Annotated in this window: 17 protein-coding genes; 10 read left to right on the top strand and 7 right to left on the bottom strand. The window is 63.7% G+C overall.

Annotated features, from left to right (window positions below; all coding sequences use genetic code 11):
- Position 1: 1 nt before the first annotated feature.
- Genes QZ266_RS04665 through QZ266_RS04675 form a run of 3 tightly spaced genes read right to left on the bottom strand, consistent with a single transcriptional unit; the run spans position 2 to position 3,365 of the window.
- The gene (locus QZ266_RS04665; RefSeq protein ID WP_295692039.1) at positions 2 to 1,237 is read right to left on the bottom strand and encodes an ABC transporter permease; all 1,236 of its coding nucleotides are present in this window, start codon (positions 1,235 to 1,237) and stop codon (positions 2 to 4) included.
- The gene (locus QZ266_RS04670) at positions 1,234 to 1,914 is read right to left on the bottom strand and encodes an ABC transporter ATP-binding protein (protein WP_295692041.1); all 681 of its coding nucleotides are present in this window, start codon (positions 1,912 to 1,914) and stop codon (positions 1,234 to 1,236) included. The genes QZ266_RS04665 and QZ266_RS04670 overlap by 4 nt, the downstream gene beginning before the upstream one ends.
- Positions 1,914 to 3,365 (bottom strand): efflux RND transporter periplasmic adaptor subunit, encoded by a 1,452-nt coding sequence (locus QZ266_RS04675; RefSeq protein ID WP_295692043.1) that lies wholly within the window; start codon positions 3,363 to 3,365, stop codon positions 1,914 to 1,916. The genes QZ266_RS04670 and QZ266_RS04675 overlap by 1 nt, the downstream gene beginning before the upstream one ends.
- Before the next feature lie 198 nt (positions 3,366 to 3,563).
- On the opposite strand from QZ266_RS04675, the gene QZ266_RS04680 reads away from it, so the two are divergent.
- The 5 genes from QZ266_RS04680 to QZ266_RS04700 all read left to right on the top strand — a co-directional run bounded on the left by QZ266_RS04680 (position 3,564) and on the right by QZ266_RS04700 (position 8,840).
- On the top strand, positions 3,564 to 3,881 hold the full coding sequence (locus tag QZ266_RS04680) for a hypothetical protein (protein ID WP_295692045.1): 318 nt from the start codon (positions 3,564 to 3,566) through the stop codon (positions 3,879 to 3,881).
- Positions 3,882 to 3,885: 4 nt separating this feature from the next.
- Positions 3,886 to 4,941 carry an AraC family transcriptional regulator gene (locus tag QZ266_RS04685; protein WP_295692046.1) on the top strand — a complete coding sequence of 352 codons (1,056 nt, stop codon included), beginning with the start codon at positions 3,886 to 3,888 and terminating at the stop codon, positions 4,939 to 4,941.
- Positions 4,942 to 5,048: 107 nt separating this feature from the next.
- Positions 5,049 to 5,585 carry a hypothetical protein gene (locus QZ266_RS04690; RefSeq protein WP_295692049.1) on the top strand — a complete coding sequence of 179 codons (537 nt, stop codon included), beginning with the start codon at positions 5,049 to 5,051 and terminating at the stop codon, positions 5,583 to 5,585.
- A gap of 86 nt (positions 5,586 to 5,671) precedes the next feature.
- Positions 5,672 to 6,019 carry a zinc ribbon domain-containing protein YjdM gene (locus QZ266_RS04695; protein WP_295692051.1) on the top strand — a complete coding sequence of 116 codons (348 nt, stop codon included), beginning with the start codon at positions 5,672 to 5,674 and terminating at the stop codon, positions 6,017 to 6,019.
- Positions 6,020 to 6,107: 88 nt separating this feature from the next.
- On the top strand, positions 6,108 to 8,840 hold the full coding sequence (locus QZ266_RS04700; RefSeq protein ID WP_295692052.1) for a pitrilysin family protein: 2,733 nt from the start codon (positions 6,108 to 6,110) through the stop codon (positions 8,838 to 8,840).
- A gap of 204 nt (positions 8,841 to 9,044) precedes the next feature.
- Here QZ266_RS04700 and QZ266_RS04705 read toward each other — a convergent pair whose 3' ends face one another.
- Complete coding sequence (locus QZ266_RS04705) at positions 9,045 to 9,824, bottom strand: SDR family oxidoreductase (RefSeq protein ID WP_295692053.1); 780 nt, start codon at positions 9,822 to 9,824, stop codon at positions 9,045 to 9,047.
- A 201-nt stretch (positions 9,825 to 10,025) separates the two neighbouring features.
- The gene (locus QZ266_RS04710) at positions 10,026 to 11,699 is read right to left on the bottom strand and encodes an ATP-binding protein (RefSeq protein ID WP_295692054.1); all 1,674 of its coding nucleotides are present in this window, start codon (positions 11,697 to 11,699) and stop codon (positions 10,026 to 10,028) included.
- 366 nt (positions 11,700 to 12,065) lie between these two features.
- On the opposite strand from QZ266_RS04710, the gene QZ266_RS04715 reads away from it, so the two are divergent.
- From QZ266_RS04715 to QZ266_RS04725, 3 genes are read left to right on the top strand one after another with little or no spacing between them, the layout of a single operon-like run.
- Positions 12,066 to 13,052 (top strand): homoserine dehydrogenase, encoded by a 987-nt coding sequence (locus tag QZ266_RS04715; protein ID WP_295692056.1) that lies wholly within the window; start codon positions 12,066 to 12,068, stop codon positions 13,050 to 13,052.
- Entirely contained in the window at positions 13,049 to 13,987 is a 939-nt protein-coding gene (locus QZ266_RS04720; RefSeq protein ID WP_295692057.1) for a homoserine O-succinyltransferase, read from the top strand. Before QZ266_RS04715 ends, QZ266_RS04720 begins: the two co-directional genes overlap by 4 nt.
- 1 nt (position 13,988) lies before the next feature.
- Positions 13,989 to 15,140 carry a PLP-dependent aspartate aminotransferase family protein gene (locus QZ266_RS04725; RefSeq protein WP_295692058.1) on the top strand — a complete coding sequence of 384 codons (1,152 nt, stop codon included), beginning with the start codon at positions 13,989 to 13,991 and terminating at the stop codon, positions 15,138 to 15,140.
- Positions 15,141 to 15,154: 14 nt separating this feature from the next.
- Here QZ266_RS04725 and QZ266_RS04730 read toward each other — a convergent pair whose 3' ends face one another.
- Positions 15,155 to 16,687: a glutamate synthase-related protein gene (locus tag QZ266_RS04730; RefSeq protein ID WP_295692060.1), complete on the bottom strand. Its 1,533-nt coding sequence runs from the start codon at positions 16,685 to 16,687 to the stop codon at positions 15,155 to 15,157.
- Positions 16,688 to 16,813: 126 nt separating this feature from the next.
- The gene (gene glpK, locus QZ266_RS04735) at positions 16,814 to 18,301 is read right to left on the bottom strand and encodes a glycerol kinase GlpK (RefSeq protein ID WP_295692062.1); all 1,488 of its coding nucleotides are present in this window, start codon (positions 18,299 to 18,301) and stop codon (positions 16,814 to 16,816) included.
- 101 nt (positions 18,302 to 18,402) lie between these two features.
- Here glpK and QZ266_RS04740 point away from each other — a divergent pair, with 101 nt between their 5' ends.
- Together QZ266_RS04740 and QZ266_RS04745 are read left to right on the top strand one after the other, a co-directional pair.
- Positions 18,403 to 19,341, top strand: coding sequence for an alpha/beta fold hydrolase (locus QZ266_RS04740; protein WP_295692063.1), 939 nt, complete (start codon positions 18,403 to 18,405; stop codon positions 19,339 to 19,341).
- A 3-nt stretch (positions 19,342 to 19,344) separates the two neighbouring features.
- Positions 19,345 to 20,526, top strand: a complete 1,182-nt coding sequence (locus tag QZ266_RS04745) for an NAD(P)/FAD-dependent oxidoreductase (RefSeq protein ID WP_295692065.1) — start codon at positions 19,345 to 19,347, stop codon at positions 20,524 to 20,526.
- The last annotated feature ends 51 nt before the right edge of the window (positions 20,527 to 20,577 follow it).

The following is a 20,577-nucleotide window of genomic DNA, read 5'->3' on the forward strand; positions in this document are numbered from 1 at the left end:
CCTATTCGAAACGCAGGGCGTCGATCGGGTTGAGTCGCGACGCGCGGTGCGCCGGGTAGAGACCGAAGAAAACCCCGACCAGGGCAGACGCGCCGATCGCAATGGCGACAATGACCGGGTCGATGACGATGTCGAGCTGGCCGACCTCGGCATAGATGAGCGTTCCGCCGACCCCGACCACCAGGCCGGCCAGGCCACCAATCACACACAGAACAATGCTCTCGATCAGGAATTGGTTGCGTACATCTGCGCGCCGCGCGCCGACGGCCAGTCGCAGACCGATCTCCCGTGTCCGTTCGGTGACCGAGACCAGCATGATATTCATGATGCCGATCCCGCCAACCAGAAGGACAATGCCGGCACCCACAGCCAGCAAAAGGCCGAGCTGACTCTCGGTCTCATTGCGCGCTCGAATGAATTCCGCGAGTGAACCGACGGCGAAATCATCCTCGGCACCGGGCTGGATCTCGCGCCTTATGCGCAGGAGGTCCTGAATATCCTCGATCACCCGCGAGGTGGATTCACCCGGCGCGATATCGGCATAGATGGTCGAGACCGCATCGCGCACGGTCGCGCGCATGCCGGCACCGAAACGCTGGCGAACCGTCGACAGAGGGGCAAAGACGACATCATCCTGGTCCTGACCCCAGGAGGTCTCACCCTTGCGTTCAAGCGTGCCGATGACCTCGAAAGGCTGGCCGCCAATCCGGATGGACTGGCCCAGCGGACTGGCCCCGTCGAACAATTCCTGGATGATGGTCTGCCCGACCACCACATAGCGTCGACCAGACACATCCTCGGCACCGGAAAAGGCGCGCCCTTCGCCGATCACCCAGCCGCGCGCGGAGAAATAATCGGGGTTCACGCCCTGGATCCGAGAGGTCCAGTTGATTCCGCCGAAGACCAGAGTGGTCCCGGCCGACACTTCGCCCGAGACGCCCGCAAGGCCGGCGATTTCTGTGCGGATTGCCTCCACATCGCCATCGGTCATCGGGTCAGCCGAGCCCGCGCCACCCCGACGTCCGCCAAACATGGAAGAGCCTGGGCGAATGATCAGGAGATTGGCGCCGAAGCTCGCAATCTGCGCCTCGACCGCCTGTTTCGTTCCTTCGCTGATCGACACCAGGACGATGACAGAGGCGACACCGATAATGACGCCGAGCATGGCCAGTGCACTGCGAAGCGCGTTGATGCGAAGCGCGGTCAGCGCCACGCGCAAGGATGCGAGCGCATTCATGAGCGGTCCTCCACTATCTCGCCATCGCGAAACACGATCTGGCGACGGGCATGTTCGGCAACTTCCTGCTCATGAGTCACCAAAATCACAGTGATCCCCTCGCGGTTGAGCTGGTCGAAAATCGCCATGATGTCCTTGGAGGTCTTGGTATCAAGCGCTCCTGTCGGCTCGTCAGCGAGCAGGATTTTCGGGTCATTGACCAGCCCTCGCGCGATGGCGACTCGCTGCTGTTGCCCACCGGAGAGCTGGGCCGGATGATGATCCGTCCGCTCGCCCAGACCGACCTGCTCGAGTCGCGCCATGGACCGCTTGACGCGTTCCGCATGCGGCAGACCGGAATAGATCAGCGGGAGAGCGGCGTTTTCCAAAGCACTGGTGCGCGGCAGGAGATTGAACTGCTGGAAGACAAACCCGATCGTGCGATTGCGAAAACGCGAAACCGCATCCGGCCCCAGCGCCCGGACATCCTCACCGGCGATGCGCAATTGCCCAGATGTCGGCTGATCAAGCGCGCCAAGCAGATTCATCAGGGTCGATTTGCCTGAACCGGAAGTCCCCATGATGGCCACATACTCACCCGCCTCGATATCCAGCGAGACGTCATTGAGTGCGTGCACGACCTGGTCGCCCATCTCATAGGTCTTGACCAGATTCCGGCACTCGATCAGCGCCGGCATTATTCACGCACCTCGCGAGCGCGAGTAATGACAGCGTCACCGGCCTCGAGCTGACCGCCCACCACTTCGGTCTTCTGGGTGTCATTGATGCCGACCCTGACGCGACGTTCGACGAGGGCGCCATCAGCCTCGAGCACCCAGATCGTTGCCGACCGGGTCTCTCGCATTTCGCGTTGCATGTCACGATAAGCGGTCATCTGCTCCGGCGTGAAGACGGCTTGCAACTCGCGGGTGATCTCGGCCTGGGCTGCTTCGCGGTCCGGCGTCTCGCCAGCCTGAGCCGCAGCCGCCATACGGCCGAAGACCTGACGGAAAATGGCCCCGGCCTGCTCCTGCTGGTCGGGCGTCAGTTCCAGACGCTCGGCCATTTGCGCCATCGGATTGCCGCCACGGCGTCCACCACCGGGACCACCGCGACCGCCGCCCGCACCATCATCCACGGGCCGGGCACGGCTTTCCAGCGCCGGGGATGGGCGGAAGCGCAGGGCCGAATTCGGGACGGTCAGTACACCGGAACGTTCCCCGGTAATAATGTCCATATTGGCGGTCATGCCCGGCAGGAGGCGCTGACCGGGATTAGCCGCCGAGATCACTACCGTATAGGTCACGACATTGTTCAGTGTCTGTGGCGCAAGCCGGATCTGATCCACAACACCGGTGAGCTCGAGACCGGGATACGCATCAACCGTGAAAGCAACAGGCTGGCTTTCAGCGATCTGACCGATATCGGCTTCATCGACCTGGGCATCGATCTGCACCTGGCCGAGATCCTGGGCGATGGTGAAGAGGGTCGGGGCTGACAGGCTTGCAGCAACGGTCTGCCCCTGATCCACGGCACGGTCGACCACGATCCCGTTAATCGGCGCGCGAATGGTCGTGCGATCCAGATCAATCTGCACACCTTCCATGGTGGCATCACGCTGGGCCAGAACGGCCTGGGCATTGCGGATCTGGGCGTCGGACACAGCCAGGCTGGCCTGGGCAGCCTCATGGGCGGTCAGGGCATTGTCCAGCGCCGACTGGGCTGAAATACCGCGGTCGAACAGGGCCTGGATACGATCATATTCCTGACGGGCCGACCGCGCATTGGCTTCTGCGGTGAGCCGGTTGGCGCGCTGCAGGGACAGATTGGCCGCCGCCGTGGCGCGATTGGCTTCGGCCTCGCGAATGCGGGTTTCATAGGTCTCCGGATTGAGCTGGGCGATGATCTGCCCGGCTTCCACCGTGTCGTTGAAATCAACGAAAAGCGACTCGATCTGGCCGGATAGCTGGGAACCGACTTCGACCGTAACCAGTGCCCGCACGGCTCCGGAGGCCGATACGATCCGACGCACCTCGCCTGCCGCGACCGTCTCGGTCTCGATCACAACCTCACCCGTAGCGTCACCGCCGCGGGACATCCACCACCAGCCGGCCGCAGCCAGCACAAGAAGACCGGCTACACCGATCACTATCCGTTTCGTCGACATCATGCCTGCCAATTGGCCCCCGAGCCTGCTCTTTCTGTAACACGGGCCGGAAACTCCGATCCGTCGCCACACCTGCAATCTCCGCTCATCTAGACCGAACGGAGCCCGCATCCACCTGCGCATGTAGCGCGCAGGTTGCGGAAAGGCTAATGAGGAATATGCATGCCGAAAGGGTTTTGAATGTTTGAAGAGTTGCAGGCGCTGCTCAACCTGCCCGGCATGGACGTGGCGATCCGGCTCGCGCCGATCGTCTGGGCCGTTATCTGGGTCATGCTGACAGTCCTCCTCTGGCGAGGTGGTTTCACCGACCTGATCGAGAAACTGACGCGCCCGCGCTGGGCCGGCCCCGCTCGGGTCGAGGCTGTCATGATGATGCCGATCCGCGCCCTGATGTTGACCGGAGTTGCCGCTGTCACCGGGATCATCACGACGCTCGGAATCGGTTTCAACGCCGCCATCATACTCGGCGTCATGCAGGCCATCCGCGCCGGAGGCTGAGCGCATGACCCTGATCGACAGCGTGCAATTGCTCGCCGCCTACCACGCGACCCTGCTGGCGGTTTTTCTGGTTGTGCGCCGGATTTCGCCCAGCCTCGGCCTGCTTTCGCTGGTCTTTGCGGCGCACATGCTGGCCAATCTGATCACCGGCCAGGCCGGCTTGCCCCAGAGCGCCGATATCACCAGCGCCTTTGGTCTGCTTTACGGGCCGGGCCTCTGGCTTTTCGTGCGCGGACTTTGCTATCGCGAAGCCCGGCCAGGCTGGCGCGACCTCCTGCACGCCATACCCGCGCTGCTGGTTGTGGTCTTCCGTCCTGCCGACCCTATGCCCCAGCTTGCCGGACTCCCGCTCCTGGTTGGATATCTTGTCGCCATCGCTTTCGCACTGCGAGAACACCAGCGCCTGACCGGCGAGATCCGGGCCGATGATGACCGGGTCCATTTGCGCTGGGTTCGACATGCCTTCTACGCCTTTGTTCTGATTGCCGCCTTCGACATCGCCCGCTCCGCCCTCGCGGCACGCCTTCCGACACTCGATGATACCGGGCTGGCGCTCGTCCTGGTCGCGGTGACATCCCTGCTCTCCGCGATGGCCTGGCGTACGCGTGATCATGTTCGCGCGCGCGGCGCGCTGTCACCCAGGGGACTGGAAGCGGGCCGTGCCGGCGCGGCCTCCCGATCCGCGCCGGATGACGCCGATATGCTGGATGATTTCGCGCGCATCGACGGGATCGTCCGCGAACGTGAATTATGGCGCGAGCCGCGACTCTCCCTCGCCGATATCGCGCGTGAGGCCGGCGGGACGAGCCGAGATGTGTCGCGGGCCGTCAATGCCGGCAGCGGCCGGAGCTTCTCGGCCTATGTGAACGGGCTGCGTGTCGACGCTGTCGACACCATGATGGCGGATCCCGGGCGAGCCGATGAGACCCTGCTCACGCTCGCCTTCGAGGCCGGGTTCAACTCCAAGTCCGCCTTCAATCGTCTCTATCGCGAACTTCGCGGGGAGACACCGAGCCGGGCCTTTGACCGGGCGCAGACCCGACGTGCCAGATCGGGCTGAGGTCCCGGATCATGCCTCGTACCGTCCCATATCCTGATCCGGGACGACCCGATTGGCCTGGCCGGGCAGAGAGAGGGTCCCAAATCGCTGACCCGAAGGACCCCAGCATGACTGCCAAAGCCGCCCCCCTGAACCCACTCGCCCTCGCGACCGCTGCGATCACTCTGGCCGCCTGCGCCACCACGCCAAGCCCGGCCCAGGCCGGCCCGGAGACGGCACCGGCGATGGCCCGTTTCGGGGCCAGCCTGGAGACCATCCGGCCAATGCTGGACGCCGCCTGTGACACGCTGACCATCCGCGACCTGCCGCTCGAGGAGATGCCGGTCGCCCAGACCAGCCACATCCAGGCTGATTGCACGGGTCTGGACCATGCTGGCGCCCCGCGAGAGGCTGAATTTGTCTTCGCTGATGATGCCCTGGCCTTTGTCTGGGTGCTGACCGAAGCGGAAGAGGCCGGCGAGCTGCGCGCAGCCCTGGAAGCCGCCCATGGCGCGCCAAGCCACGACCTGCCCCCGGCTACCGCCTTCACCCAGGCCAATCTGGCGCTGCGTTACGACACCCCGGAATTGCTCTACTACGGCGCTCATATCGAGCCGATGTATCAGGGCTGGTTCGACCAGATGGCGTCGCAATTCGCAGATTGACCCTGTATTCCGGTTCTGGACCTGGGCAGATGGAAGGCGTCTAAGGATGACTTCCATCTGCCCGTCCGATCCGAAAGAGTCGACCCATGAGCGAATTGCCGCCCTGTCCGAAATGCGCCTGCCCGTGGACCTATGAGGACTCGATCCTGCTTGTCTGCCCGGAATGCGCTCATGAATGGTCGCCCGACACGGCCACCGGCAGTGAGGATATAACGGGCGGCAAGGTTTGGCGCGACGCCAATGGCACCGAATTGACGGATGGCGATACGGTCACCGTGATCAAGGATCTGAAGATCAAGGGCACAAGCCAGGTCGTGAAAGTCGGCACCAAGGTCAAGAATATCCGCCTCGTCGATGGCGACCACGATATCGACTGCCGCATTGATGGCGTGGGCCAGATGGGGCTGAAAACCGAGTTCGTGAAGAAGGTTTGACCGCACCACATTACAGGAAATTTACTTCACCCCGGCGTCCCACGGTCTACATGTGTCGCCACATGAACTGGTAAGGTGGGAGAGACTGATGCCACGTATTCTTGCGGCGACCCTTGCGGTCGCCCTGTCCTGGACTGGGCTGGCTACGGCCCAGGTCCCGGACGTCGAGATTCCTTATGAAAGCTTTGAGCTCGAAAACGGCCTGACCGTTGTCGTGCACGAGGATCGCAAGGCCCCGGTTGTCGCGGTCAGCATCTGGTACGGGGTCGGTTCCGGCTCCGAGCCGGCAGGCAGCACCGGCTTTGCGCACCTGTTCGAACACCTGATGTTCAACGGGTCGGAAAACTATAATGACGACTATTTCGGCCCGTTCGAGGATGTCGGCGCGACCGGCATGAACGGCACGACCTGGTTCGACCGCACGAACTATTTCCAGACGGTGCCGACGCCGGCGCTGGAAATGGCGCTGTGGATGGAATCCGACCGCATGACCCACCTTCTGGGCGCGGTTGACCAGGAGCGCCTCGATGAGCAGCGCGGCGTGGTCCAGAACGAAAAACGCCAGGGTGACAACCAGCCTTACGGCATGGTGAGCTATTCCCGCCTGCGTGCGCTTTTCCCGGAAGGCCACCCTTATGCCCACTCCACGATCGGCTCGATGGAAGACCTTGATGCCGCTTCACTGGAAGATGTGCAGGAATGGTTCCGACAGTATTACGGCGCCTCGAATGCGGTCCTGGTCCTGGCCGGTGACATCAATGCCGAGGAAGCTCGTCCGCTGGTCGAGCGCTATTTCGGGGACGCCCCCGTCGGCCCGCCGCTGAACCGCATTGAATCCTGGATCCCGGAACGTCGCTACAGCACCACCGAGACGCTGTATGATGATGTGCCGCAATCGCGCATCTACCGGACCTGGGTCGTCCCGGGCCGCATCACGGCAGAGCGTGCCGACCTGCAGCTCTTCGCCACTGTTCTGGGTGGTGGCCGCACCTCGCGCCTCTATCAGGACTTCGTCTTCGGGCGCCAGGTCGCAACCAGCGCCTTCGCCTATGTCGAAGCGCACCAGCTGGCCAGCCAATTCCATATCCAGGTCACGCTGAACCCCGGCGAAGATGTCGATGCGGCTTCGGCACGCATCGATGAAATCGTTGCGGAGCTTCTGGCCGAAGGTCCGACCGACGAGGAATTGGAAACCGCCCAGACCCGGATCAATGCCGGCGTCGTGCGGGGTCTGGAACAGATCGGTGGCTTTGGCGGCAAGGCCGTCACCCTCGCCGAGGGTGCGCTCTATGCCAATGATCCGGCGTTCTGGCGGACCCATCTGGAGCGCCTCAACAACGCCACGCCGGACAGCATCACCGAGACCGCCAATGACTGGCTGACCACGGGTTCCCACGAGATCACCGTGTTGCCCTTTGGCGATTATGCCAGCGTCGAAACCGATGCTGATCGCTCGGCCCTGCCCGTCGTCGCCTCGACGCCGGAACTGGCCTGGCCGACGGTTGAAACCGGTGAATTGTCCAATGGCGTCGATATCGTCTTCGTGCGCCGTGATGCGGTGCCTGTGGTCGAGATGCAGATGGTCTTCGACAGCGGCTATGCAGCCGACAGCGTCGAAGGTGGTGAACTGGGTCTGACCAGTTTCACCATGAATATGCTGGATGAAGGCGCGGGTCGGATGGACGCCACGGACATTGCCGCTCGGGCCGAAAGCCTGGGTGCCAACCTGTCCACCGGTGCCGGTCTCGACACCGCCTCCGTCAGCCTCTCGGCCCTGCGCACCAATCTGCGCCCCTCGGTCGAGCTGATGGCGACGATCATCACCGATCCGAGCTTCCGTGACGAGGACATCGATCGCGTCCGTTCGCAGACGCTGAATGGTATCCAGCAGGAAATGGCCAACCCGATCTCGATCGCGCTGCGTCTCCTGCCGCCGGAAATGTATGGCGATGGCCATGCCTATTCGGTGCCGTTCACCGGTTCGGGAACGCCAGAAGCCGTCAGCGGCTTCATGCGGGACGATCTGCTGGCACACCAGGCCACCTGGCTGCGTCCTGACAATGCTACCTTGTTCATCGTCGGTGATACGACGCTGGATGAAGTGACGCCTATCCTGGAGCGGGCTTTCCGCAACTGGCGGGCTCCGTCGACCCCGCTTCCGGCCAAGAACCTGGCCGAGGCGTCCAATGGCGACAGCGCCCGGGTGATCATTGTTGATCGTCCGAATTCGCCGCAATCGCTGATCCTGGCCGGCCTGATCGGCCCGTCGGGTTCGGTCGACAATCCGGAAGTCTACTCGGCCATGAATGACGCCATCGGCGGTTCCTTCTCGGCCCGGGTCAACATGAATCTGCGCGAAGACAAGGGCTGGTCCTATGGTGCGCGTACCCTGCTCTGGGGTGCCCGCGGCCAACGCCCCTGGATGGTCTATGCGCCGGTCCAGACCGACCGCACGACGGACTCCCTGTCCGAACTTCTGCGCGAGTTCGGCGAATTCACCTCCTCCAATCCGGCCACGCCGGACGAATTGGAGCGCTCGGTGAACAATAATACCCGCTCGCTGCCGGGCCAGTTCGAGACGGCCGCCGCCGTCCGGAACTCGCTCGTTTCCAGCCAGAATCTGGGTCGTGACTGGAACTTCCCGGCCACGCTGACTGCGCGCTATCACGGCCTCGACCTCGACGAGGTCCGTGCCGCGGCACAGGAAGTCGTGAACCCGGAGCAGCTTGTCTGGCTGATCATTGGCGACGCTGCCGAGATCGAAGCCGGTATTCGCGAGCTGGGAATGGGTGACGTCGAAGTCCGCCGCATGGGGCAGTAATCCTAGCAACGGATCACACCCGATCCTGAAACGCGGGCGCCGGAGATCTCTCCGGCGCCCGTTTTCTTTGGATCCAGGCATCAGCCAATCAGCCGTGAAGCATGCGCCAAACGACGTCGAAACACTGCCACTGTCAGCGCATGAAAAAGGGCGGGGCTGCCACGCAGCGCCCGCCCCTTCACCAGTCAGTTTGCGATGAGAGCCCTAGAATGCGCCACGCGCCTGGGCCACACCACCATCAACAACGAGCGTCGAACCGACCACATAATCACCGGCCCGTGAGGCCAGGAAGATCGCGGCACCGGCCATGTCGGACGGTTCACCGACCCGGCCGGACGGAACACCCTTCGAGACCATGTCGGCATGGTCGCGCGCGACCTTGTTCATGCTGGACGCAAAGGCACCGGGTGCGATCGCGGTGACGTTGATGTTCTCCTTGGCCATCTCCATGCCGAGGCGTTTGGTCAGATGGATGATGCCGGACTTGGACGCGGCGTAGGAATAGGTCTCCATCATGTTGACCGACAGCCCGTCAATGGAGGCGATATTGATCACCTTCGCCGGTTGTTGCGGCGAGGCTGCAGCCTTGAGCGCACCGTGCAGCGCCTGGATCAGGAAGAAGGGCGTCTTGACATTGAGGTCCATGACCTTGTCCCAGCCACTCTCGGGAAACTCGTCCAGCGGCGCACCCCAGGCGGCCCCGGCATTATTGACCAGAATATCGAGTTTGCTCTCATGCTCGAGAAACTTCGACGCCAGCGCTTGGGCCCCATCCGCGCCCGAGGCATCACCCGGCAGGGCGATACAGGTGCCGATCTCGGACAGGCGCTCGGCCGTGGCGAGGCAGTCCGGCGCCTTGCGCGCCGTGATATAGACCTTGGCACCGGCGCGCACATAGCCCTCGGCGATCATCTCGCCAATGCCGCGCGACCCACCGGTGATCAGCGCCACACGGCCTTCAAGGCTGAAAAGATTGTCAAACATGTCGGAGACCTCCCGCTCGGGTTTCATGACTTTCCGACCTGAGGCGTAGCGGCTGCGAGCGCGACTGTCGAGGGTTCGGTATGGGATGTCGTGCATTCAGCGCTGAATGGGTCACAGGATGGCGGCGCACGTGCCGGCGGCAGTCAGAACCGGAAGACGAACGAGGCAGGCAGCCCCCTCAAAGGGCCGGCCGAGATTGGGTCAGGCCGCCGCCCTCGGATGGGCGCTCCCGAGATGTTCAGCCAGGGCTTCCAGCTGGAGCGGCTTGCCGATACAACCGTCGATGCCCGGTTCGCGATAGCGGGCCCGGTCCTCGTCCAGCGCGCTGGCGGTGACGGCAAAAATCGGGGTCTCCGCGTTGAGCGCCGCCTCCTGTCGTATCACTCCGGTGACGCCCAGACCGTCCATGCCCGGCATCTGGATATCCATCAGGATCACGTCGAACGCTTCGGCCCGGGCCAGCGCGATGGCTGTGTCCGGCCCTTCGGCCAGACAGGGGTCGTGCCCAAGATGGGTCAGAAGGGCGGCGGCAACGGTCAGGTTGATCGGCTGATCATCGACAACAAGGACCCGCAAGGAACGTCCGCTGGAGCGGTCCCGTTCGGCGGTTGCTCCCGCGCCGGCATCCGCAGCCACAGCGGTGAGCTCGAAACGGAATGTGGAACCTTTGTCGACCACGCTCTCGACACACAGTGCCGCGCCCATCAGCGCCGTCAGATCACGGCAGATCGCCAGACCAAGGCCGGTGCCGCCATAGTCCCGCGTTGTCGTTTCGTCGGCTTGTGCGAAGCGGTCGAAAATCCGGTCCTGGGCCTCACGAGACAGACCAATGCCGCTATCCTCAACCTCTACCATCAGGCGATCAGGCTCGCGATCATGGGCCGTCACGCGCAATATGACGTGGCCATGCTCGGTGAACTTCACGGCATTGCCGACAAGGTTCCACAAGACTTGCCGGACGCGCACTGGATCCAGCATGAGCCAGCGCGGCAGGCTATCGTCATATTCCAGGTTCAGGACCACATCCCGGTCCGCGACCTGAACCGCGAACAGGGCGATAACATCGGTGCACAAGCGGCGCAGATCGCACGCCTCGCGATTGATCGTGATACCACCCTGATCAAGTTTGGTGACGTCAAGGATGTCGTTGAGAACCGTCACCAATGCCGTTGCCGAGGCATGGACAGTGGCAACACCCTGCCGGTCAAGGGTGCCATCCTTGCTCTCGCGGGCGAGTTCGAGAAGTCCCAGCACGCCATTCATTGGCGTGCGTATTTCGTGGCTCATATTGGCAAGAAATGCGGACTTGGCCTGTTCGGCCTTGCGTGACTCCCTCAACAGGTTTTCTTGCGTCCGGACGAAACCGATCACGCAGATCAGGCTGAGAATACTGACCATGCTCAACAGGAAGAACGCCGCCACGCGTTCAGCATCCATCGAGTAAGGCGTGGGTGTGATAATGCCCTGCACGCCAAGCAGGAGCAGAAGCGCGAAGAGAATGACCGAGCTGATGCCATAAACTGTCGCGGCCCTGGCACTCAGAAAGAAGCCGGCCGCGAGCGGGGCGATGAGCTGCAACGGCGCAACATATCCCAGCAAACCCCCATTGGTCAGCGAGGCCGCAAATGCCATCAGCTGAGCGCCGAGAATAAAGGTATGGGCAACCCAGCGGTACTGGTTGGTCGTCCACGCGATCACGCCCAGCGCGATAAACAGACCGGATGCGAACAGGCCGAGAGCCTTGGCCGGCGTCCAGCCGGGCAGGGCGAGTGAGACCGCGCCCAGATACGACACCAAAATCAGGCCGAAAACGACACAGGTGATCGCCAGAACGCGGCCCTTGCCATTGGTTGGACTGTCGGAATGCCGGATCATCGAACGACCATTGCTGCACGCTCTCCCCGAACGCCGGCAAAGTCAAAACCGGGAAGGCCTAGAAAAGGCTTAATCGACACCGAGGCGGGCGATCCGGGGCGCCGCTTTCCGGTCAACCGGGCCCTGTGCGTTGGCCTGTCCGCCCGCGAATGACGGCATTCGCCGATAGCACCGCTTGACACATATAAACATATCTTTATACGTGAAGTCGCGCCGATTTGATGTCTAGCTTGCGGGCGCGGAACAAGTGCGGCTAAAGCGGATCGATCGAGGCACGGCAATCGCCACCCTTTTCAGTCGCCTCGTCAGTATCCCGCAATCGGTGTGTCCGCGCTTTCCGCCCAGACGGAATGTGGAAGAATGTCCTTGGTTGCGGCCCTTGATTATCCCCTCGATACGCTCCCATCGGAGACCCTGACGCCGCGGCTGCGGGTTGTCCTGCTGGGATGTGGCACCGTGAATGCCGGCGTTCTGACCGGGCTGGAAGCGATGGAGACGCAGGTCGAGATCGCGGCCATCGTCACCCGCAAACCGCGCCGCCGGGGCGATGAGCGCTATGCTTGGCTGACCGACATCACCGCCGCGTTCGATACCGGGCCGGACCTCGTCATTGACGGTCTGCCCGATTGCGCGGCGGCCGAGAAAGCCCTGACCCTCGCGGTTGAGCGCGGCATTCACATCATCTCCGCGAACAAGGCTGTTATTGCGCGGCGTCCGGACCTGGAAGCGCGAGCCCGACGGGCCGGAACAGGCTTCGCCTATTCTGCGGCAGTCGGAGGCGGGGTCCCGGTGCTGGAAACCGTGGCCCGGCTGAAAGTCGCTGGCGAGACCGTGACCCGGGTGCGCGGCGTCCTCAACGGCACGTCGAATTTCGTCCTGGGCTTGCTGGAGAAGGGCGTCGGGTTTGATGATGCAATCACAGCCGCACAAGCCGCCGGCTTTGCCGAAGAAGACCCGAGCGCTGATCTCGACGGTCTGGATGCTGCCGCCAAGCTGGCCCTGATCGCCCGCGCTGCCTTCGATATTGCCCCGGATGCCTATGCCATCGCCGCGGACAGCCTGTTCGACCTGTCCGTCGGTCAGATTCTGGGCGCGCGGGAAACAGCGCTGCGCTATCGCCAGGTCGCTGAACTCGTCGCGGGCGAAAACGGTGTGACGGCCAGTGTCCGTCTGATCGCGCTGCCCGAGGACCATCCCCTGGCCCGGGTCGAGAATGAGGAGAATGCGATCGAGGTCTGTTGTGCCAGCGGCACCTCGATCGTGCTCAATGGCAAGGGTGCCGGCCAGGCGCCGACGGCGGGCTCTGTCCTCTCCGATGTCCGCGCCCTGCTCGCCGAGGGTCGTCACCGATGAGCGTCACCCTGGAACATCCCCCGGCCCAACGGTATCGGGACCTCTCCACCATCGCCCTCACCGGCACGGGGTCGCCGGTCAAGGTCAGCGGACGGGTCACCGGGCCGGACGGCGCGCCCGCAATCCTGATCCTCGGCGGCATCTCCTTCGGCCGTATTGTTACGGACACGCCTCAGGAGAATGGCTGGTGGCGCCAGCAGGCTGGACCCGGCAAACCCATCGACACCAATCGCTACCGCATCCTGTCCTTCGACTTCATTGGCGCAGACGCCCATCCCTTCCCGACCACACAGGATCAGGCGCGGGCCATTCTCGCGCTCGCCGATGCGGCCGATATTCGTGAGTTCGCCATTGTCGGCTCATCCTATGGCGGCATGATCGGACTCGCCCTGGCACAGTTGGCGCCGGAGCGGGTGCGCCAGCTGGTGGTCGTGTCCGCAGCTGATCGGGCGAGCGAGATGACCAAGGCCTGGCGGTCCATCCAGCGCGACACGGTGCAGCTGGCCCTGCGTCTCGGCGATGGCAAGGCCGGGCTGGACCTCGCCCGCCGCATCGCCGTCACCACCTATCGCACGCCGCAGGAATTCGAGACCCGCTTCTCCGCGCCGGACCCCGAGAGCCGCGACGCCAGTGGTGTCACGGGCTATCTCGCTGCCCAGGGCGAACGCTATGCCCAGACGGTCGATCCCGAATATTTTCTGGCTCTCTCGCGCTCCATGGACGAACACCGGGTCGATGTCCGAGCCATTACCTGCCCGGTGACCTGGCTGGCAGCGCTGGAGGATCGACTCGTGCCGGTTGACCAGATCGCGGAGGCCGCCAAACGCACCCCCAATGGTCGCCTGATCACCTTCAGTTCGCTCTACGGCCATGACGCCTTCCTCAAGGAAGACGCGATCATCGCCGCCACTCTGACCGAAATATTCGGGGGCTGACATGTCGAGCGATCAACGCACGAAAGCAATCCGGGCAGGGTTGAATACCGACCGGAGCTGGAATGCTGTCATTCCGCCGCTCTCGCTCTCGACGGCCTACCGGCGCGAGGACCCGGCCATCCAGCCGGCATTCGACTATGCCCGCACCGGCAATCCGGGGCGCGCCCTGCTGGCTGACGCCATTGCCGAACTGGAGAATGCCGCCGGTGCCATCGTCACTGGATCAGGCATGTCAGCGATCGACCTTCTCCTGCACGGACTGCCCCACGGCGCGCGGGTCCTGTGCTCACATGACGCTTATGGCGGCACTCGGCGCCTCCTCGATGCCCGTGGGCGCGGCGGTCGCCTGGTACCGGTCTATGTCGATACAAGCGATCTCGACCAGGTCGCCAACGCGCTCAACCAGGACGTCGCCCTCATTATTGCCGAGACGCCGTCCAATCCACGCCTTCGGATCTCTGACCTGGAGGGCCTGGCCGGCCTGGCGCGCAAGGCCGGGACCGAGCTGGCAGTAGACAATACGGTGATGTCGCCCATCCTGCAGCGGCCGCTGGACTGGGGCGCTGACTATTCCGTTCAGTCAGTGACCAAACTGCTCAACGGGCATTCCGACATGGTGGGCGGCGCGCTGTGCTGCGCCAATCCGGAACGCCTGGCCGAGCTCGCCTGGTGGGCCAATTGCGTTGGCGTCGGCGCCGCCGCCTTTGACAGCTATCTCGCCCTGCGGGGCCTGCGCACGCTTCCGCTACGCGTGCAGGCCCAGTGCGAAAGCGCCCTCGCCGTGGCTCGCTGGCTGGACGCGGATCCGCGCATTGCCCGCGTTGATTATCCCGGACTGGAAAACCATCCCGGCCATGAACTGGCCGCACGGCAGCAGGACGGATTTGGTCAATTGATAAGCCTGGAACTGACCGGGGACGCCCCCGACCCGCGAGCTGTCGTCGCCTCGCTTGAAATCTTCACGCTGGCCCAATCGCTCGGCGGGGTGGAAAGCCTGTGCTGCATCCCGGCCCTGATGACCCATGCTTCCATGTCACCGGAAGCGCGCGCTGAAGCCGGTGTCGCCGACAGCCTGATACGACTTTCGGTCGGACTGGAGAGCGCCGAGGACCAGATCGCCGATCTCGACAGGGCCTTGTCTTCAGGCCTCTGAACCCGGCCAGCCGGTCACGACGCCCAGCCGGCAAAGCGCACGCCACTCAGGTCAGCCATTTCGCGCTTCCAGGTCGACAGGTCGGCCGGAGACAGGGCTGACAACTCGGCATGGCCACAAGCCCGGGCCAGCACCCGCATCAGATCAACCGAGGCACCGAAATAGCGGGCCAGACGCTCGGCTGCGACCTGAACATCAAGCCGCGCTCGCAATTCAGGTTTCTGGGTTGCGATCCCGACCGGGCAATTATTGGAATTGCACATTCGCGCGGCAATGCAACCGACGGCCTGCATGGCCGAATTGGACACCGCAATCGCATCCGCACCGAGCGCCATGGCCTTGACGAAATCCTCGGCGACCCGGAGCCCGCCGGTGATCACAAGCGTGACCTCTCGCCCCGCCTTCGCATCGAGATGCCGCCTTGCGCGGGCAAGAGCGGGAATGGTCGGCACCGAAATATGGTCTCGAAAGATGAGTGGCGCGGCGCCCGTACCGCCACCGCGTCCATCCAGGATGATGTAGTCCGCACTCGCGGCGAGGGCGAAGTCGATATCATCCTCGATGTGATTGGCCGACAGCTTGAAGCCGATCGGGATGCCGCCAGAGCGCTCGCGAACCTCGTCAGCGACACGGCGATAATCGTCCGGGGTGACAAGGTCCGCAAAGGTCGCGGGGGAAATCGCACTTTCTCCAGGCTGCAGACCCCGCACTTCGGCGATCTTGCCCTGCACCTTGTCGCCGGGCAGGTGTCCGCCGGTACCGGTCTTGGCGCCCTGACCGCCCTTGAAATGAAAGGCCTGCACATCGGCGACCAATTCCGGCCTCCAGCCAAAACGGGCCGATGCCAGTTCATAGAAATAGCGGTTATTCTCCGCTTTCTCTTCCGGCAGCATCCCGCCCTCGCCGGAACAAATCCCGGTCCCCGCCAATTCGGCACCGCGCGCCAGGGCGGTTTTGGCTTCTTCCGACAGGGCGCCAAAGCTCATATCGGAGACAAAGAGCGGCATATCGAGCTGGAGCGGCTTGCCAGCCCTCGGCCCGATCACGGTTCGGGCGTCCACAGGGTGATCATCAAGCAGCGGTTTGCGCGCCATTTGCGCCGGCAGGATCTGGATATCATCCCAATGCGGCAAATCCTTCCGCGGGACGCCCATCGCTCCCATCTCGCCATGATGGCCGAGCTTGGACAAACCATCGCGCGCCAGGTCGTGAATCCGCAAAACCGTTGGCTCCTCCGGCGTCGGCGAGGCCGCGGGAACCGTATCGCCTGTCGCCGCCGGGACAGCATCGCCAGGCTCCAGCGCACCCAGGCCAGCATGACTTCCATCGCAGAAGGGGGCATTTCGGCTGGCCTTGCATTGGCAGAGACCTGCCGGGCCGGTTTTCTCGGCAGTAAAGGTCAGCGGCTTGATATCCGTGCCGCGATGCGAGCCGTCACAGAAGGGCTGGTTGGCCGAACGGCCGCAGCGACACCAGGAGTAGGACTTGCCGGCTTCCAGCTCGACCTTGGCCGGTCGTTTGGCGGCGATGATCGGCGTGCTTGTCATGGGGCCCTGTCCTTCGCGTCTGGTTTCCGCGGCAACAGCGCCACATTCCGGCAAACCTGTCCATCGACAAAGCCTATCGCCCGGGATTCCACGGAGCTCAGAAATCCGGCTCAGCCCGCCGCGCGATCAGGACCGGGCCCGCGCCACCGCCTCATGCCAGCCCTTGCGGTCAGCGTCGCGGCGATCCGCGTCACCGCCTGGGGCAAAGCTGCGGTCCGCGTTCCAGACCTTGCGACCATCTTCCAGTGACGCGAAGAGGCCACAACCCAGACCGGCCAGGAAGGCGGCGCCCCAGGCGGTCGCCTCGACACTGGCCGGGCGCACGGTTTCGATGCCGGTCAGATCAGCGAGGCGTTGGAGGAAGGCATTGTTGCGCGCCATACCACCATCGACCCGCAAGCTGCGCGCCTCGACGCCGTCCGCCGCCATCGCCTCCAGCAGATCGCAAGTCTGATGAACCGAGCTGTCCAGCGCCGCCCGGGCAATCTCGGCCCGGCCCGACCCTCGGGTCAGGCCGACCAGCGCTCCGCGGGCGTCGGCATCCCAATAGGGCGCGCCCAGACCCGTGAAGGCCGGCACGAGATAGACACCGCTATCGGGATCGGCACTATCGGCCAGCGCTTCGATTTCCGACGCCTTGGCGATCAGTCCAAGCCCGTCGCGCAGCCATTGTATGGTTGCCCCGGCCGACAGGACCGAGCCTTCCAGCGCATAGGTCGTTTCGCCAGCGATACGATAGGCAATCGTGGCCAGAAGCTTGTTCTTCGACCGAACCGGGCGGTCGCCGGTATTGATCAGAAGGAAGGCGCCGGTGCCATAAGTTGATTTCATCTCCCCGGGCTCCAGGCAGACCTGCCCGATCGCCGCCGATTGCTGGTCGCCGGCCACGCCGCAGATCGGCAATTCGCGGCCGAGCACAGCCTTGCCAGCGGTGCCGAAATCACCGGCACAATCGCGCACTTCAGGCAGCAGGGCGGCGGGCACATCGAACAGGTCCAGCAGGTCCGGATCCCAGCGATTGGCGCTGATATCGAAGAGGGCCGTCCGGCTCGCATTGGTCGCGTCGGTCACATGGTGCACCCCGCCTGTAAGCTTCCAGATCAGCCAGCTATCGACAGTACCGAAGGCCAGCTCGCCAGCCTCGGCCCGGGCGCGGGCCCCATCCACATGGTCGAGTATCCAGGCGATCTTGGTCGCGGAGAAATAGGGATCGAGAACCAGGCCTGTTCGCTCGGACACACGCTCGGCATGGCCGGCATCGCGCAAGCTCGCGCAGGTGTTGGCGGTGCGGCGGTCCTGCCAGACAATCGCGTTGTGAATGGCCTCCCCCGTCGCCCGGTCCCACACCAGCGTTGTCTCGCGCTGATTGGTGATTCCAATAGCGTCGGCCCGCCAGCCGGCCTTTTCTGCGGCGGCGAGGGCTTCGCGCGCGGTCGCCCGGACTGTCGCCCAGATCACGTCGGGGTCGTGTTCGACCCAGCCAGGCTGCGGGTAGATCTGCTCGAACTCACGCTGGGCCACGCAGATGACCTCACCCTCGGGCGAGAAGACCACCGCCCGCGAACTCGTTGTGCCCTGATCGATCGCCAACAATGCCTTGCGTTTGGAAAACATCGCCATCCTCCCCGATTGCCCGTTCACCTGATTGCCGCTGTGACTATAGCCCTGACGGCGGATGAGAAAACGCGTTAGGTTCACCACAAACGGGAGGATGCATGAGCGACGCGACATTCAGGCTCGACAGGCTGGCCAGCCCCAGCGGCGCCGATCTGGCGATTTACACGCAGGATGCCGAGGGTAGGCCGCGCGGCATTGTCCATATCAATCACGGCTTGGCCGAGCACGCCGGACGCTATGCCCGGATGGCCGCCCAGCTGGCCCGACGCGGCTATCATGTCATCGCACAGGATCATCGCGGCCATGGCGCCACCGAAGCCGCCGATGGTGGTCCGCGCCGCTTTGCCGACGTCGATGGCTGGGACAAGCTGATGCAAGATGTCGCCGCGGTTCACGCCGAGGCGCGACGTCGCTGGCCCGGCCTGCCACTGGTAATTTTCGGCCACTCCATGGGCTCGGTCATCGCCTTCAATCATATCCTGAGAGAACCCGACAGCGTTACCGCTGCGGCGATCTGGAACGGCAATATGGCGCTGGGCGGCCTGAAAGGCGTGATGCGCTTCGTGCTCTTTTTTGAAGCCCTGTTTGGCGGCGGGAAGCTGGCGACCAGTCACACGCTCGACAATCTTACCTTCAAGGCCTGGAACAAGCGCTTTCCGGAGGGCCGCAGCGATGCCGACTGGCTGTCGCGCGATACCGATGAGGTCGATGCCTATGTCAACGATCCGGTCTGCGGCTGGCCGTCCACGGTGTCGCTCTGGCGAGACTTCCTATCCGGCGTCGCCTATGCCGAGGATGACGCCCATCTCGCGCCCCTCCCCAAGGGGCTGCCCCTGCATCTGATTGCCGGCTCGAAAGACCCGGCGACCGAAGGCGGGAAGTCGATGGAGGTCCTGGCCAAGCGCCTGAAGAAGGCGGGCCTCACCGAGGTCCGGCTGGAAGTGCTCAAGGACTTCCGCCACGAGACCATGAACGAAATCGGTCGCGACGCCCAGATCGATGCCTTCGCTGACTGGCTCGACCAGGTCACCGGCTGATCCATGGCCAGCCGGGATGTCGTCATCATCGGCGCCGGCGCGGCCGGCCTGATGTGCGCCATCGAGGCGGGCAAGCGCGGACGCTCGGTCACCCTGATCGAGCATTCCAAGGCCCCGGCCGAGAAGATCCGCATCTCTGGAGGCGGTCGCTGCAACTTCACCAACATGTATGCGACGGCGGAGAATTTCCTGTCGCAGAACCGGCATTTCGCCAAGTCGGCGCTCAAGCGCTACACGCAGTGGGATTTCGTCGACTGGGTCAATGGCCACGGCATCGCCTGGCATGAAAAGACGCTGGGTCAGCTTTTTTGCGACCACTCGGCCAAGGACATCATCGCCGCCCTGCTGAAAGACCTGGCCGCGGCCGGGGGAGACTTGCGCCTCTCGACCTCGGTGACGCAGGTCGAGCGCAAGGGCGAGGGTTTTGCGCTTTCCCTCTCGGACGGCGCCGCACTGGACTGCGCTTCTCTCGTTATCGCCTCGGGCGGCAAATCCATTCCCAAAATGGGGGCGACCGGATTTGGCTATGATATCGCTCGCCAGTTCGGACTCGACCTCATAGAGACCCGACCCGGCCTGGTGCCGCTGACCTTTGATCCGGAAACGCTGGCGCGTTTCAAGCCGCTGGCCGGTGTCGCCGTCGATGGGGTTGCCTGTCATGGCAAGACCCGGTTCGAGGAGGCGATGCTCTTCACCCATCGCGGCCTGTCGGGACCGGCAATCCTCCAGATATCCTCCTATTGGCGCGAGGGCGATGACATCAACCTCCACCTTCGCCCCGACCTGGATTTCTTCGCTCTCTTGCGCGACGCCCGGCAGTCCAATGGTCGACAGGCGACGCAAACCGCGCTGGCCGATCATCTGCCGAAACGCCTCGCCCATATGCTGGTCGAGGACGCGGAGATCACCGGCAATCTGGCTGACCAGTCCGACAAGCGCTTGCGGGTTTTTGCCGACAGGCTGGAATCCTGGCCCCTGACACCGACCGGATCAGAAGGCTATCGCACGGCCGAGGTGACGCTAGGCGGGGTCGATACAGCAGGGCTCGACAGCCGAACCATGGCCGCTCGAGATCTGCCCGGCCTGTATTTCATTGGAGAAGTTGTTGACGTCACGGGCTGGCTTGGCGGATACAACTTCCAATGGGCATGGTCGTCCGGCTGGTGTGCCGGTCAGGTCGTGTGACAAGAATAATGAGGCGGGACAATTCTCGGATTTGTTCTCGCCATGCAACGG

The sequence above is a fragment of the uncultured Maricaulis sp. genome (assembly GCF_905480005.1).
In the GTDB taxonomy this organism is placed as follows: Bacteria; Pseudomonadota; Alphaproteobacteria; order Caulobacterales; family Maricaulaceae; genus Maricaulis.

Coding starts and splice junctions, on each gene's coding strand:
- QZ266_RS04665 (WP_295692039.1), bottom strand. CDS start 1,237: ATGAATGCGCTCGCATCCTTGCGCGTGGCGCTGACCGCGCTTCGCATC.
- QZ266_RS04700 (WP_295692052.1), top strand. CDS start 6,108: ATGCCACGTATTCTTGCGGCGACCCTTGCGGTCGCCCTGTCCTGGACT.
- QZ266_RS04680 (WP_295692045.1), top strand. CDS start 3,564: ATGTTTGAAGAGTTGCAGGCGCTGCTCAACCTGCCCGGCATGGACGTG.
- QZ266_RS04695 (WP_295692051.1), top strand. CDS start 5,672: ATGAGCGAATTGCCGCCCTGTCCGAAATGCGCCTGCCCGTGGACCTAT.
- QZ266_RS04720 (WP_295692057.1), top strand. CDS start 13,049: ATGAGCGTCACCCTGGAACATCCCCCGGCCCAACGGTATCGGGACCTC.
- QZ266_RS04690 (WP_295692049.1), top strand. CDS start 5,049: ATGACTGCCAAAGCCGCCCCCCTGAACCCACTCGCCCTCGCGACCGCT.
- QZ266_RS04725 (WP_295692058.1), top strand. CDS start 13,989: ATGTCGAGCGATCAACGCACGAAAGCAATCCGGGCAGGGTTGAATACC.
- QZ266_RS04730 (WP_295692060.1), bottom strand. CDS start 16,687: ATGACAAGCACGCCGATCATCGCCGCCAAACGACCGGCCAAGGTCGAG.
- QZ266_RS04685 (WP_295692046.1), top strand. CDS start 3,886: ATGACCCTGATCGACAGCGTGCAATTGCTCGCCGCCTACCACGCGACC.
- glpK (WP_295692062.1), bottom strand. CDS start 18,301: ATGTTTTCCAAACGCAAGGCATTGTTGGCGATCGATCAGGGCACAACG.
- QZ266_RS04710 (WP_295692054.1), bottom strand. CDS start 11,699: ATGATCCGGCATTCCGACAGTCCAACCAATGGCAAGGGCCGCGTTCTG.
- QZ266_RS04705 (WP_295692053.1), bottom strand. CDS start 9,824: ATGTTTGACAATCTTTTCAGCCTTGAAGGCCGTGTGGCGCTGATCACC.
- QZ266_RS04745 (WP_295692065.1), top strand. CDS start 19,345: ATGGCCAGCCGGGATGTCGTCATCATCGGCGCCGGCGCGGCCGGCCTG.
- QZ266_RS04740 (WP_295692063.1), top strand. CDS start 18,403: ATGAGCGACGCGACATTCAGGCTCGACAGGCTGGCCAGCCCCAGCGGC.
- QZ266_RS04670 (WP_295692041.1), bottom strand. CDS start 1,914: ATGCCGGCGCTGATCGAGTGCCGGAATCTGGTCAAGACCTATGAGATG.